The organism is Chryseobacterium contaminans (assembly GCF_001684955.1).
GTDB lineage: Bacteria > Bacteroidota > Bacteroidia > Flavobacteriales > Weeksellaceae > Chryseobacterium > Chryseobacterium contaminans.
On the sequence record NZ_MAYF01000190.1, the window covers coordinates 21,160 to 36,887 of the forward strand.

Below are 15,728 nucleotides of genomic sequence, written 5' to 3' on the forward strand. Positions count from 1 at the left end.
TGTAGTTAATATTGCTGTACAAGTATGCAGAATTATAGGGGGAAAAATAGGCTGCTTTAAATACAAAGCAGCCTATAACTTTATTTATTTGAGTATTATTTTAATGTCCTGATTTAGCTTCAGTAGTTTCTACATGTCCCAGGAATTTGGTGCAGTAAGCTCCGAAAATTAAAATCACCAGGTAGCAGAATACCGGAATAATGAATGAATGCTGAACTCCAAGCTGATCGGCAAGATAGCCTTGGAAGATAGGAACAATAGCTCCTCCCAGAATAGCCATTACCACTAAGGATGATCCTTGACTGGTATATTTTCCTAGTCCTGAAATTGCTAGTGTATAAATATTAGAGAACATGATGGAATTGAAAATTCCGATTCCCAAAACGCTGTACATTGCCATTTCTCCATGATTGACCATTGTAGAAATCAATAGGATAACGTTGATGGCTGCAAAAATAGAAAGTGTTCTTGCCGGAGCTGCTTTTCCTACAAAGAATGCGGCAAAATTCAGTAATATGAATACTAAGAAAAAGCTGATCTGCTCAAAATTAAGGTTTACAATACTGAAAATTACCAGAAAAACCAAAGCTGCAGCGCCTAGCATAAAAACAGCTTTTTTGGCCTGGCTAATGGATTGGTTTAAAGAAATGGCTCCTAAGAAACGCCCGATCATGGCCCCTCCCCAATATAAAGAAAGGTAATTTTTACTGATTGCTTCATTGAATTTCATCGTTTCTTCAAGGAAACTGATAATGAAGCTTCCTACAGCTACTTCACCTCCCACATAGCAAAACATGGCAAAGACCCCGAATTTTAAATGGTTGAATTTTAAAGCACCCCAGCCTTGTACAGTTTCTTCGGTTTCTGTTTGAAATGATGGAAGCTTTACCCTCGAAATTAATAATCCTACTAAGAGAAGAATTGCTGCAAAGATCAAATAAGGGATTCTGGTAGCTACCGCACTGAAAGTTCCGTCCGGCTCAGAAAACAGCTCAAAAATTAAATGTCCTCCCAATACTGGTGCAATCGTTGTTCCGAAAGCATTGAAAGCCTGGGTCATATTCAACCGGCTGGATGCTGATTCTTCTGAACCTAACAAAGAAACATAAGCATTAGCTGTGATTTGTAACACTGTAAATCCTAATCCGAGAATGAACAAAGCTCCAAGGAATAATGGATAATAAGAGAAAGTGGCTGCCGGGTAAAACAGGATGCAGCCCAAAGCCGCCAAACCAATTCCGAATAGAATTCCTTTTTTGTAGCCCACCTTGTTAATAGGGTCACCTTTAGAAATGGAAATCAGGAAATAAATCAAAGATCCGATGAAGTAAGCTCCAAAGAAACAGAACTGCACCAGCATGGATTCAAAAAAGGTGAGTTTAAAAAGTTGTTTCAGATAGGGGATCAGGATATCATTCATGCAGGTGATGAATCCCCACATAAAAAAGAGCAGGGTGATGGTAATTAATGGAACCGTATAATTCCTGCTTTGAGTGTGTACTTCTTTATTCATAAACATGTATTTATCTGTATAAGGATAAGTCCTTAACTTTTTCTTGCCTACAGCATTGTTATTTGGTGAAGTAGGGCAAATATAGGGATCAGCCTATGGTTTTGCAATAACTTTAATGATTTTTACAAGGAAATGTATACTTTTTATCAGATTAAAATATTATTTTCCTTTTTTGAGACAATAATACAAAAACACCCGGATTTTCCAATGCAAAATCATAAAAAAGTGATGTCTGTATGTTGGAAATAATGAGGGTATTTGAATGAGTACCATTAATTTTTGAGACTTTCATAAAACTGATAGCCAAAATTTTGTATTTTGACAGCCTATTTATGCTATTGAAAAATTTAATATATCATTATTATATAGTACCTTTGCAAACGAAAATTTAAAGAGTTTAAATATTAATCATACTCAATACGGAGTATAAAGAAGCAAATTATATGAGTATACCTCAAGCGTTTACAGAAACGGTTACCCTTGCAGACGGAAGGGAAATCACTATTGAAACGGGAAAGCTGGCTAAGCAGGCTGACGGATCTGTAGTGGTGAAATGTGGTGGAACAATGCTATTAGCAACTGTTGTAGCCAACAAAGAAGCAAATCCTGGTGTAGACTTTTTACCATTAACGGTAGATTACAGAGAAAAGTTCTACGCAGGCGGAAGAATTCCTGGAAATTTCTTCCGTAGAGAAGCAAAACCATCTGATGATGAAGTGCTTACGATGAGATTGGTGGACAGAGTATTGCGTCCTCTTTTCCCTGAAGATTTCCATGCGGAAGTTCAGGTGATGATTTCATTGATTTCTTACGATAAAGAAGTGATGCCTGAAGCATTAGCAGGTCTTGCAGCTTCTGCTGCCATCGCAATTACAGATATTCCATTTGACGGACCAATGTCTGAAGCGAGAGTAGTAAGAATTGACGGAGAGTTATCCGTTAACCCAAGCTATGAAAACTTATTGAAATCTGATATCGATATCATGGTTGGAGCTACTAAAGACTCCATCGTAATGGTAGAAGGAGAAATGAAGGAGATCTCTGAGCAGGAAATGCTTGAAGCCATCAACTTTGCTCACGCTGAGATCAAAAAACAAATCGAAGCTCAAGAAAGACTAGCTGCTAAAGTAGGTAAAGCTTTCCCTAAAAGAGAATACAACCACGAAGAGCACGACGAAGAAATTCGTGAGAAAGTATGGAAAGAGTGCTATGACAAAGTATATGAGGTAGCAAAAACTCCATCTAACAAAGAAGAAAGAGGAGAGAAATTCAAAGCAGTTCTTGAAGAGTTCTTAGCTCAATATGCTGATAACGAAGAAGAATTGGCAAGAGTAACACCTTTCGTTAAAGTATATTACCATGACGTAGAGAAAGAAGCAATGCGTCAGATGATCCTTGAAGACAATATCCGTCTTGATGGCCGTGATCCACAAACAATCCGTCCAATCTGGTCAGAAATCGATTACCTTCCGGGAGCTCACGGTTCAGCCATCTTCACAAGAGGAGAGACTCAGTCTTTAACAGCTGTAACTTTAGGTTCTGTGAAAGATGCCAATATGATCGACAGTGTAATCACTCAGCACGACGAGAGATTCTTCCTACACTATAACTTCCCTCCATTCTCAACAGGTGAAGCAAGACCTTTAAGAGGAACTTCCAGAAGAGAAGTAGGACACGGAAACTTAGCTCAGAGAGCTTTAACAGCAGTTATTCCGGAAGATAATCCATACACCATCAGAATCGTTTCTGACATCCTTGAATCTAACGGTTCATCTTCAATGGCAACAGTTTGTGCCGGTACATTAGCATTGATGGATGCCGGAGTTCAGATTACAAAACCGGTTTCTGGTATTGCAATGGGACTGATCACAGATAAGAAATCAGGTAAATTCACTGTACTTTCTGATATCTTAGGAGATGAGGATCACCTTGGAGATATGGACTTCAAAGTAACAGGTACTGCTGATGGTATCACTGCTTGCCAGATGGATATTAAAATCCAGGGACTTTCTATGGATATCATGGAGAAAGCTTTGATGCAGGCTAAAGACGGAAGATTACACATCCTGAACAAAATCACTGAAACGATCTCTGCACCAAGAGCAGACGTGAAGCCTCACGCTCCGAAGATGGTAGTAATGGAGATCGCTAAAGACTTCATTGGTGCTGTAATCGGGCCTGGTGGAAAAATTATCCAACAATTACAAAAAGATACAGACACTGTTATTGCTATCGAAGAGATTGGAGAAATCGGACGTATCGAAATCGCAGGAACAGACAGAGAAAAGATCAATGCTGCTATTGCTAAGATCAATGAAATTACTTTCGTACCGGTTGTAGGAGAAGTTTACAAAGGTAAAGTAGTGAAAGTAATGGATTTCGGAGCTTTCGTTGCTATTGCTAAAGGAACAGAGGGGCTTCTTCACATTTCAGAAATTGAATGGGCTCGTTTAGACAAAGTTCCTTATGCTGAAGGGGATGAAGTAGAAGTTAAATTTATGGGTTACGATGATCGTAAGAAAATGAAGCTTTCCCGTAAAGTTCTTTTACCAAGACCTCCAAGACCTGAAAAACCAGAAGGTCAAGGTAAGCCAGACGGACAAAGAAGACCGGATGGACAGAGAAGACCAGAAGGACAAAAGCCACAAGGTGAAAAACCTGCAGCTAATCAGGAACCTTCTGCTGAAGCTTAAGAATTATTCTTAGATATAAAGAAATCCCTCAATTTTGAGGGATTTTTTATTTTGTATAGGTTTTTTGTTGTAAACACAAGGGCGTAAGAGAATCAAAGATTCTTAGCAGGGATTACTGCTTTATTTTTACCACGAATTCACGAATAAATTATTTATAAGTAAAAAAATAGTGCATTTGTGGCAATTAAAAATCTTGATTTTGTATATATCTATCATCATCTGCGTCATCAGCAAAATCAGTGAGAGATCAACAATATTCAATTTTATCGTAGATAAAATTCTTGCGCCTTTGCGTGTATTTAACACCTGAACAGAGTTTAGCTTCCCACTCTCTGCTTAAGGTCATCAGCTCCTCCTGTTTTTCTCGGCTGGCCATTTTTAGAAGAACCAAAATTATAGGTGTAAGAAAGGGTTACCACACGCGTATCTCTTTTCACTGCAAAGTTTTCAAGATAATCATTATAAACAGTTTGCCCTTTTATATTGCTTGTAAAGAACATATCCGTGAAAGAGAATTTCAGTATGCTGTTGTTTTTAAATTTCTTCTGAGCACCAATATTCAGATACCAGTTGGGGCTCATATCAAGGTAAGCATAGACTTCTTTGGCTTTATAATTTCCTGTCAGTTCTGCAGTGTAGCCGTTGCCAAGCTTGAATGAATTGATGCTATTGATGTTAAAGGTGAAATTCCCTTTGTTATTGATCTGGGTTCCTGAAACATTTCCGGTGTAGGAACCATAATAGAAATTGGCACTGTTGTTCATATCCCACCATTGGGTCACTTTTACAGGGGCAATCAGATATAATCCAAAATAAGATACTGAATTGAGGTTTTCAATGGTCTGTACAGTAACTACCTGTCCGTTTTCTACCACCGGCTTAAGAATATCTGTGATATTGTTTGAGGTTTTGCTGTAGCTTAATGTGGCAAAATATTTATTGCTGAGGCTGTATGTCAGCTCATAATTCATAGTAGTTTGTGCATTAAGATCAGGATTTCCAGCTTTCAGAGTGGTTGGATCAAGATAAAATTTAAAAGGATTCAGTTGGTTATAGCTTGGTCTTGTGATTCTTCTGCTTAAATTGACTTCAAGATTACTTTTATCCGTTAGATCATAAGAAAAAATGGCACTTGGAAATAATTGCGTATAATTTCTTTTATTTACCTGATTGGTGGTAAGCTGGGTTCCTTTTACATTGGTGTTTTCCATTCTTAAACCTGCAGTGGCTTTGAATTTATCCCATTTTTTAGAAACATTTCCATACACTGCATTAATATTTTCTTCGTAAATAAAATGATTGGTTTTGGAAAGGTCAGGGATCAGAGATCCGGAACTGGCATTGAAGAATTTCAGGTCATTATCTGTTTTTACAAAGCTGGTTTTAATTCCTGTTTCCAGTTTCCAATCATTTTTAAAATTTTTGGTAAGATCAGATTTTAAGGAATAAATATTCAGTTTTCCATCCATGTCTCCTTTTATGATCTCAAGATTATCTGTTCCATCAGTTATTTGATGAGTTCTGGTATCAAAGCTTTGCAGCGAAGAATTAGCGTAGTTGATATAGTCAAAATCCGTAGAGATTTCAGAACCTAAAGAATCAATTGTGTATTTATGGTTAAGGTTGAATGAAAGATTCGTCCAGCGGTCATTAGAAGTATTTACTGTTGTGAATGTGCTTTCCGGAAGACGGTTACTGCCCAATGTTACGTTGGAATTATCTCCATTGACATTGAACTTGTTGGAAACCAAGCCTACGGAAAAACCCAATACATTTTTATCATTCAGATAATAATCCATTCCGGCCTTAGCTACATGACTGTTGAATCTGAATTTCAGATAATTATCCTGTACATAAGCTTTCTTGAAATTATTGTTCTCATAGAAATTTCTATCCAGAACCAAACCGTTGTAAGCTTCTCTGTATGCAAAGCTGTAATTCCCGAAAATATTAATTTTTTTATTTCGGTGATTAATGCTGAAACTGTTATTGTTCTTCACATATTTTCCGGTTCCTAAAGAAGTGGAAATGCTTCCGTTAGTGCCTTTTCTCTGCTCTTTTTTTAATTTGATATTAATAATGGAAGATCCTGCTGCATCATATTTTGAGGAAGGATTGGTAATGAATTCTATTTTATCAATGGTGGAAGACGGAATTCCTTTTAGATAGTTAGCAAGGTCACTTCCGGTCATAGGTGTGTTCTTTCCATCAATCTGGACCAGGAGATTCCCTTTTCCGCGAAGGCTGATATTATCATTATTGTCAATATTGATTCCAGGAGCTTTTTCCAGTACTTCAAAAGCAGAATTTCCGGTGCTGGCAATACTGTTTTCTACGTTCATAATCATTTTTCCATCCTGCCTTTCAATCATAGGTCTGGCTTTGGTGATGGTTACGCCTTCAATAGATTTTGTATTGAGATCAATAGAAGGGAGAGTAGTATTTTCAGCCAGAGAAATATTATCTGAATGATAAACCTCAGATCCGTTTTTGTTGATTTTTAGATGATAGGTTCCTCCTTTAAGGTCATTGAATCCAAATTTTCCATTAGAATCTGCAATTTCTGTTTTAATCAATTTATTGTCAGCATCCAGAAGGTTGATTTCCATTTGTTCTGCTTTATCCGATTTTATGCTCCCTGATAAGGAGAAATTCTGCATGGTCTGGGCCGACAATACGCTGGTGAACAGCAGTAGCAGCCAGGTCAATAGGAGTGAAAATATTCTGGTCATAGTGTTTTACTTTTTGGGGTTGAGACAGTTTTCTGAAATTTTGAGTAAAGCGGAATACATCATTTCAAGTTCATCTTTGGAGACTCCTTTCAAAGCAATTTCGCGGTTATTTTCAACGATATTCTGAACTTCTTTGATCACCTTTTTTCCGGAATCTGTAACTTCCAGATTTGTTTTTCTGCGGTCATCAGGATGAACATGCCTTGTGATATACTCAGACTTCACCATTAAATCAATAATTCTCGTCACAGAAGCATTGTCCTTAAAAACAAGATCACCAATTTCATTCTGGGTAATTCCCGGGTTTTCCAGAATCGCTTTGATGATCAGCCACTGATCGATGGTTATACTAAAACCATGGGCTTTCAGTTGGCGCTGTGCATAGTTTCTATAGGCTCTGATGGCTTTATCTATGTTGTAGAATATGATTGAATTTAATTTTTCCATACTTTCAGATTAAAATGATTTATCAATTATTGATGTATCAATTAATTTGTTGATGGAATTTTTATTTTGTTACAACCTTTTGAAAAAAACTTATGAATGAATTGAAAATGATAGTTGAATTTGAAAAATATTAATTCAAAGTATGGGGAAAATACCTATGATTTTTTATTGAATTTTATTTATTATTGCATCATAAAAACACAGATCCAAATGATAATTTATTATGTAAAAGAAGGACAATCCTTTGCTGATCTCTGTAATGAGATACAGCTTGAAAACCCTGAGTATTTAAAAGAGTATCATAACCGAAACTGCTCTTTGTCTGAACGTTTGGAGGGTGATATTGTTCAGGGAATGAAAATCTATATTCCATCATCATCTGAAATCCTTGAGCTCAATAAAAAAATCAGAGACCATAATCAAAGCTTTTATGATTTCCCAACTAAAGGAAAATTTCCTTTTGACTTTACGCTTTGGGAAGGAAGGTATCAAATTACTCAGGCTGCCTATTCTGACGATACAATCCTTGCAAAGTATGAGAATAAAGTAAAATTAGATTTTGAAGGAATTAAAGATGGGTATTATCACTTTCTCTTTTCAGCATTTGATTTCAGAAAAAATGAAGATACTTTAGATACCAAAGTGGATACCCTTGCAAAAATGTGCGTAGAAGCTATCTACCCAATCCGATATCGTATAGATTCTGAAGGAAAGCTTATTGATATTGTACTGACAAAGAAAACAGAAGATATTATTTCCGAATTGGATTCCATAAAGAACTTTTTCCCAGATCAATATTCATCTGATTATGTTGAAAAGATGAAAGGTATTGTAGGAAAACCCGGAATCATTTCACAGAAGTTTAAAAATACATTGTTTAACTTTTTTATGTTTGGGAAATTCTATAGAATCCCATTAGGAAACTGGACAAGTTCAGATGTTTACTATGATTTTTATCCCTGGATCTTTTATGCTCAGCCAATACGTTTTGAATTCCAAAATACCTTGCTGGCAAAAGATATTTTAGATGATAAACGGGTAAGAATTCAGCAAAAAGGAATTTCTTCTGATAATCGAAATCTGGAAGGCCTGTACTTTACAGATTCCAGGTTTGATGAAATGACAGATATAGGAAAAGAGTCTATAGATTGTGAACATTTTGCTGAATATTTTTTTAACCGGGAAAATTTGTCAGTGTATAAAATTGAAGCAGGATTTCAATATTTCGGGCATGAAAATATCCAAAGAGAAGATTTTTTATTAGAAAGAATTACAGATAATTATTACATTTGATAACCACCAAAATCACAATACGATGTCAGAAAATACTTCCCCTCACGATGGTAAATATTTCGTGATCCAAAAAGGAAAAGCCCAGTGTAACCAAGGGAATCAGTTTCCACAGTTTAAAGTAACCTCGCACCAGAAACATTATTGGAATCATAAAGAAGGGCAAGCGGATTATTTAGCCATTACAGAAGATGATGTGCAATTCACCCCGCCAGGTCCCAGTTTTGGGCAATGCAAGCTAAAACCAAGTTCAGGCGGTTATTTACCTTGTGCATTTGCTCCGGCAGGAAAATGGCAAAAAACCTATGAGAAAGTAAAGGTTATGAATAAAAGCTGTATTACAGAGCTTTCTGAGCTCATGTGTGCAACAGGTGGAAAAATAACCATAAAAGAACATGGGCAAACTTCGGAGGTAACTCAACAGAATGTCAGGAATGCAGATCCAAAACAGCAGCAGAATATTAACCCATTGCTTAACTACAAAGAATTTCAGGATGAACAGGAAGAAGATCTAAACATCTGTAATTAAAAACACACAAATATGGGAAAATTAACAATCATTGGAAACGATAAACCTGTAATCGGAAAACAGGAAATGTATTCTGTTGCTGCAATAAATGGCTGGCTGAATCCTTTACAACCTATTAAAAACCCTTTGCAAGTACCCAAAGCACATTGGGAAGTGATGGTCCAAACCAAAACAGGCTGGAGAAAAGGCGGAAGTGATAAAGAAGGGCAAATAGTTCCTTATAAGTTCGGACAGAAAAGCTTATTGCACAAAGGAATCAAAATTGTTGTACAGCAAGGTAACGATAAAGGAGAACTTATTGTCCATCCGCAACGGGCTAAAGAACCTAAAATAACCAGGGTAGAGCTTTTGGATGCCAATTATAAACCTATTCCAAAAGGTAAAAAGCTGAGCTACAAAGATACCATTATTGCAAGAGCCTATTGTGTAGAAATGTTCGGGATGAATATTGCTTTTACCCTTTGGGAAGATGATGCCCAGGGAGAAGGACACAACCCCACAGTAAATGCTTTGAATAAAATAAACCCTGTCCCTGTTCTTAGCAGAGTGAATGAAAAAGGAATGGCTGAAGCTGTTTTCAGATTACCTTTTTACACAATGGCTGTACTGATTGCCAATGCACGCACTGCATCAGGTGATAAAAACGAGGGATCCACCCACGAATATTACGTAACGGCTGATGTAGTTAGTAAACATATACAAAAAGCTAGTCCTAATGTTAATGTAGTTAATCCTACTTATAATCCAGAGCCTCCAAGAAAAAGAGAGGCTCCTAAAGGGCATACTCCCTCACCAGCAAAACCTAAAACAACTCCTGCTCCAGAGAAACCCAAACCTAAGCCAGATTCTCCAAAGTTTCCTATAACGACAGGTGGGAAAAAGAGTGATGATCCACAAGGAAAGATCCTGAGTGCTGAATTTGTTGATAAAGCTGGAAACAGACTTCATTCCTCGAAAGTAGGAACAACCGTATTTATGAAGATTACGGCAAAGGATATGAAAAACAAAAAGGTAAAGGTGAAAATATGGGAGGAAGACAATATCAAATGGACTAATGATCCGATTTTTGAGAAAGATTATGAATTGCTTTATGACACAAATTTCATCTGGATTGTTTTAACAAAAAAAATGTTTATCGAAGGCAATGATGGCGGTAGTGATAGCGCAAAACAGGATTATTTTATAGAAGTAATACACAATGATATTTCTGTAAAATCTGCCGCGATACCTGTGAGTGCGGATGCTGAGCCTACAAAGGTGGAGAGTGGGGATAGTGCAGCGATGGTGGAGAAAACGAAATTGAAAACTAAAAATTGTGGAGGTAAATATTGTATTGATAAAAATTCCCCACCAAGCGAACTGATAAGAGAAATAAATATTCGTTTAGCAGGCTTTGGTGGGAATGTACCAACAGATAAATTTACAGACAGAACCGAAAGAATGATTAAACAGTTCCAAAGAGACTATATGAAAGTTCCTGAAACAGGAAAAATTTGTGGAAATGTTTTAAAAGCAATAGATGATTTTCAACAAAAATATATTATAGATTTTGACGATGTAAAGTGCCCTTGTGGAAAATGTAAAGGTTTTGGAAATGATAAATTTCCAGAACAAAAACAAAATTCAAAAATTGCAGAACTTAAAAGAAAATACGAGTATCCGGGAATTCATAGAAGTTTAATTTGGGCATTAAGAGCAGCTATGTTTTATACAACTGTGATTGAAAAAGATTTAAAATATTCTGTTAAATGTATTTTTTCTGGATATAGATGCTGGATAAATAATGATATTCATAATAGGAGGTCGACTAATCATATGGGAAAAGCTTTGGATCTACATTTTAACAAAAATGGAAAAAGAACACAAGTTCCGAAAGATATAGAAGAGGTCCGGCAAAAAATATTTGTTAAATATCTAGGAAATCAAGTTAGATGGAACGAAACTAATAAATTTTCATTAGAACCAGGAGTGGCTGCCTATAAAGGAGAGTTTATTGCAAGCACATGGATTCATTATGATGTGAGACAATTTGAATTAAAATATTTAGCGGACGAATATTTTGTAAAGAATATAAATCAAGTTAATGGGGAGAGTATTCTTACTTTAGCAAATAAAATACATCCCAATACATGTAACTGTATGGAAGGAGGAGAGGTGAAACAAATTAATTCCTTAGCAATTGTACCTAAAAAAAAGAATAATGGTTTTACAATTGAAGATGCCGAAGCCGCATTAAAAATTATAAATGCTCGTTATGGAAAAGAAATGGCACAAACAATAGAAAAAATTTATAGATGGGAAACAGGACATTTTAAATCCGGACAATATGTGAATTGTGGATCTCCTGGAATGGAAGCGTTTGGAGAAGCTCCAAGCTATGGATGGAATAGTGATGTTTATACTAAATATCCTGAATATATTCCTGTTGGTTTATGGGAAAAATACGAAAACAAAGGCAAAAGTGGGCAGGGAGGTAACAAGCAAATTACTGACAGAGCTAAGAAATATATTATGTTTCCATCTGTGGAAGCAGGAATGTCATATATTGCAGAGTTTATTTTAAGATACGATGGAAATGTGGGAAGATGGCACTCCAAAGATCTTATAATTCAAAAAAATTATATCAAAGATATTAATACAACGATACCTAAAATTTCTAACAACTTTTAAAATGATAAATAAAAAAACATTCACCATTTTACTGCTAATATTATTAAACAATATTTTAAGCTGTAAACAAAATTCGGATAAAGGGCTGTCTAGTATTGCTAAACAGGAAAAAGAGGCAATAAACACACAAAAATTGACATGTCAAGAAATAGTAGAGAAAATAGTAAAATCCAGTGATTTAAATCTTAAAGACTATAAAAATTATTTTATTGATATAGATAAAATCGAAAGTGATAGTATTTCAATTCATGTTTATTTTGAAAATAACCTTTCTGATGATCCTAAACAAAAACAAATTGTTGAAAGTACAATCGCTTGGCTATTGCTACTTCCTAATGAGCAAACTTTGTATAATGTAACTGTAGATCCAGAGAAACCAGTAGAATTAAAGTTTGATAAAAAAATATTAACTTATAATGATATTTTTAGAACATGTGAAATATCAAAAGATAATATCCATCTCAAAGGTGATATAAAGTATAAAACAGCTATTCTACCATTTAATTTTAAAGACTTTTATGCCGCTTGTGTTTATCCTTCTGATGAAAAAAAATGTAATGAAAATTATCCCAAATATGATTATGATAAAAAAAGTGAATTATTTAAAATTATTGGAAATAAATTTCACTTTTCAGAATATACTTATTTACCAATAATAAATGATTTTAAACCAGTTATATTGTACGATAATACATCAGATATTGAGAGCTACTATTTAATTGTTATTAAAAATGGAAAAATAATATCCAATTTATTAATAGCAAGAATGGATGGCGAAAGTATTCAAGACTTTAATATCACAAAAGAATATGCAATTATATTATATAAAGCAAAGAATTCAAACGATCCTAAAAAAGAAATAGGAAGGTATAAAATATTAGATAATGGGAATATTATAAAACTATAGAATATCAATAATTAAGATAGATCTTTGAGAATTATGCCGCTCCTTATATTATTTCCAAAAAATGCAAACAAATAGAATATTTAATTTAGTTTTAATCATCCCGCTTTTTATGGTTGGATTTAAAAAGAATATAATAAACCTGTTTAAACTTATTTACATAAAAAAATAAACAGGTTTAATAAAAGAAAATGTAACAGATAAGTTTATTATTGTTGCTGATTTTCGGCTTTACTAGCTGCCAAAAAACAAATTGATAATTAATATTGCTGAAGCTAAATATGAAACAATAAGCTTTTCAGATAAATATGATGTACTTCCAAAATTAAATATTCAAGAAATTAGCGAAGATGCTTTTAATAAATTAAAAATTACTAGAAATTCATTTCAACAAACTCCTATAAAAAAGGATAAAGGAAATTATTTTCTTGACATTAATAATAAAATACTTCAACTTAAGGGGGAAAATGATAATAAAACAGAAAAAAAACAGGGGGGAATTTGGTATAATTACTTGGGATTTTATCCATCCTTAGATATGTATGCTGTTTCAGCTAATTCAGTCAGTGAAGGAATAGACTTTAGTGATTTTGAATTAATCAATAAATCAAATGGAAAAATAGTTAAAGTAGTTTCACCTGGTGATGATAAAATAGAAACCCCTGTACTATCACCTCAGATTAATTATTTAGCCTATTTTCATAATCAAATATATGATAATAACAGCTTTTTGGGATATTAAAATTGATTCAAATAAAAATTTAAGAGAATACAAAAGTCTTATCTTAGAAAATTTTGTAAATGAATTTGAAAAAAATAAATGAATTTATGAGAACTAAAAGAGTACTGAATTTTTTGTTTATCTTATTTCTCTTTTCCTGCAAAGGGGAATCTTTTGAAAAAAGAAATACTGATAATGGTAAAATTAATGAAAAAATAAGCAATGAAATAAAAGGCATCCCCGATCAGGTTTCGGTAGATTGTTATGATTATTTGACGGAACTTGTAAGAAGTAGTAATTTCCCTTTTTCTGAATGGAAAATAAATAGAGATAAAGTTAATTTACTGATTGATGAAGACAATATAAACATTGTTTCCTGTAAATTATTTTATGATACAGATGGTACAGGTACCATTGGATGGATAGAATACCATAAAAAAGAAGGTAAATTATTCAATACTTCAGCAAATTTGGAGGCCCCTGTTCAATTAAAATATGAACAAAAATGGAAAAATCTATTTGACGTATGTTTATCTAATAATATAAAAGACACTACTGAAAATAGAAATTTAGAAAAAATATATAATGAATGCAATGAGTTGCCATTACCAAATAATTATAGTTATGATGCTATAATTGAAGAGAAAGGATTTAGAAATCTAGATAAAGAATATTATAGTTTATTTCCTCTTAAATATCAAGATAATTATAAAATAGCAAAACTTCCTCCAATTAATGATAATGTTAAACCTGTTATTCTAATAACCTATAATAATTCTGGTCAGTCTTCATGGTATCTATTTATTTTGAATAAAAACTTTATTGTAACTTCAAATATCATTTTATACACTAGTGAAGAATTAAGTAATGGAAAATCCAATACGACTATTTACAATATTTCTAAAGACTATAAAATAAGTATAACTAAATCTTCAAACTCTAAAATAATTAGTAGCAAAGAATTTACTATATCAAAGGATGGATTAATAAAATAACCCGAGTTTTGGTTAAGTACATTACTATCATGTAAAAATGATTAGCAGAAAAAGACTGTAGACAAGATGCGGATTATCAAAATATTCTTTTTTTTATTTAGTTTTTTATTTTGTTTCACAAGCTGTGATGGACAAAAATCAAAAAACAGCACATGCTCTGTTGATAATGCTATAAAGACCATCAATTCATTACCTGAAGTTCAAAAACAGAGTAGATTTGTGGATTCTTTATCAAAGAACAAACAACATTTATCGTTTATGACAGACACGATAAAATATAATAATAAACAATATTACAGAATTAAAACAGGTTTCAGTGGTCAATTTCATTGGGAAACCTATACTATTTTTTACGTTGATAAAAATAATTGTAAAAATGTAATGGTTGATGAGACAATCTCAGGTGACATTATCACATTAGAGAAATGGAGAAGTTTAAATAAAATGACTACATTAAATAAGCCAGCAGATAATATAGAGTTTTCAGATCTCTTTAATGAAGGGACAGTAATAAAATTTACTCCTAAGGATCTAGATAAAAAAGATATAGAAATTCAAAATTTTAAACAAAAACTTGAATTATACGAGAATGAGAATTCTTTAATAGAAGATTTTGACAATAAGAATTTATCACATTTGATTAATAATGAAACTTTTTTTGATGTACAGTATTATATTGATAGTAGTTGGTTACAATATTTTATTACTAAATATAAAGTTGATGTTTCAAAATTAAATGATTTAATGAATCTTTCTATACATCAAGAAGACTTTAGTGCAGTTAAATTGCTTGCTGATAATGGTTATATTATTTCAAAAAAAGATTTGAATATTCTAATTGATGCAGAAAATAATATAAAAGAGAAGGTACAAGAAAATAAATCAGATGGATATGAGAGTTATATTATTTCAAATTCTAAAATAAACCAAATTGCACAATATTTAAAAGAAAAATATTCTCTAAACAAAATTGCTGACCCGGACGGCTATACCAATTTAAGAAAAGATAAAAATACTTCCTCAGAGGTTCTACAAAAAGTAACATCGGGAGAACGTATTGAGGTTTTGGATAATACTGGAGATTGGTTTCTTGTAAAAACTAAAGAAGGAAAAGAAGGATATATTCATAAAAGCAGGATAAAGTCAAAATAATGTATTAGTAATAAACTATTGGTTATGAAATATTTAATCGGCTTATTAATTTGTTTTTTTTCAATATTTAGCTGCCAAAAGA

Annotated in this window: 11 protein-coding genes; 8 read left to right on the forward strand and 3 right to left on the reverse strand. The window is 33.4% G+C overall.

What is annotated here, in order from left to right; all coding sequences use genetic code 11:
* Positions 1–100: 100 nt before the first annotated feature.
* Positions 101–1,513, reverse strand: a complete 1,413-nt coding sequence (locus tag BBH99_RS11375; protein WP_228390791.1) for a sugar MFS transporter — start codon at positions 1,511–1,513, stop codon at positions 101–103.
* 443 nt (positions 1,514–1,956) lie between these two features.
* Here BBH99_RS11375 and BBH99_RS11380 point away from each other — a divergent pair, with 443 nt between their 5' ends.
* Complete coding sequence (locus BBH99_RS11380) at positions 1,957–4,206, forward strand: polyribonucleotide nucleotidyltransferase (RefSeq protein ID WP_066695616.1); 2,250 nt, start codon at positions 1,957–1,959, stop codon at positions 4,204–4,206.
* Positions 4,207–4,523: 317 nt separating this feature from the next.
* Here BBH99_RS11380 and BBH99_RS11385 read toward each other — a convergent pair whose 3' ends face one another.
* Positions 4,524–6,938, reverse strand: coding sequence for an outer membrane beta-barrel family protein (locus tag BBH99_RS11385; RefSeq protein WP_083188813.1), 2,415 nt, complete (start codon positions 6,936–6,938; stop codon positions 4,524–4,526).
* A 6-nt stretch (positions 6,939–6,944) separates the two neighbouring features.
* Positions 6,945–7,385, reverse strand: coding sequence for a MarR family winged helix-turn-helix transcriptional regulator (locus BBH99_RS11390; protein WP_066695618.1), 441 nt, complete (start codon positions 7,383–7,385; stop codon positions 6,945–6,947).
* Between the two features lie 210 nt (positions 7,386–7,595).
* Here BBH99_RS11390 and BBH99_RS11395 point away from each other — a divergent pair, with 210 nt between their 5' ends.
* The 7 genes from BBH99_RS11395 (at position 7,596) to BBH99_RS11425 (ending at position 15,646) form a co-directional block, all read left to right on the forward strand.
* On the forward strand, positions 7,596–8,678 hold the full coding sequence (locus BBH99_RS11395; protein WP_123873148.1) for a hypothetical protein: 1,083 nt from the start codon (positions 7,596–7,598) through the stop codon (positions 8,676–8,678).
* 22 nt (positions 8,679–8,700) lie between these two features.
* Positions 8,701–9,204 (forward strand): DUF4280 domain-containing protein, encoded by a 504-nt coding sequence (locus BBH99_RS11400; RefSeq protein WP_066695623.1) that lies wholly within the window; start codon positions 8,701–8,703, stop codon positions 9,202–9,204.
* A gap of 12 nt (positions 9,205–9,216) precedes the next feature.
* Positions 9,217–11,874, forward strand: coding sequence for a peptidoglycan-binding domain-containing protein (locus tag BBH99_RS11405; RefSeq protein ID WP_066695624.1), 2,658 nt, complete (start codon positions 9,217–9,219; stop codon positions 11,872–11,874).
* Position 11,875: 1 nt separating this feature from the next.
* Positions 11,876–12,781, forward strand: a complete 906-nt coding sequence (locus tag BBH99_RS11410) for a hypothetical protein (protein ID WP_066695625.1) — start codon at positions 11,876–11,878, stop codon at positions 12,779–12,781.
* Between the two features lie 250 nt (positions 12,782–13,031).
* Positions 13,032–13,520 carry a hypothetical protein gene (locus tag BBH99_RS11415; protein ID WP_066695626.1) on the forward strand — a complete coding sequence of 163 codons (489 nt, stop codon included), beginning with the start codon at positions 13,032–13,034 and terminating at the stop codon, positions 13,518–13,520.
* Positions 13,521–13,606: 86 nt separating this feature from the next.
* Entirely contained in the window at positions 13,607–14,494 is an 888-nt protein-coding gene (locus BBH99_RS11420) for a hypothetical protein (protein WP_123873150.1), read from the forward strand.
* A gap of 66 nt (positions 14,495–14,560) precedes the next feature.
* The gene (locus tag BBH99_RS11425) at positions 14,561–15,646 is read left to right on the forward strand and encodes an SH3 domain-containing protein (protein WP_066695629.1); all 1,086 of its coding nucleotides are present in this window, start codon (positions 14,561–14,563) and stop codon (positions 15,644–15,646) included.
* Positions 15,647–15,728: the final 82 nt, after the last annotated feature.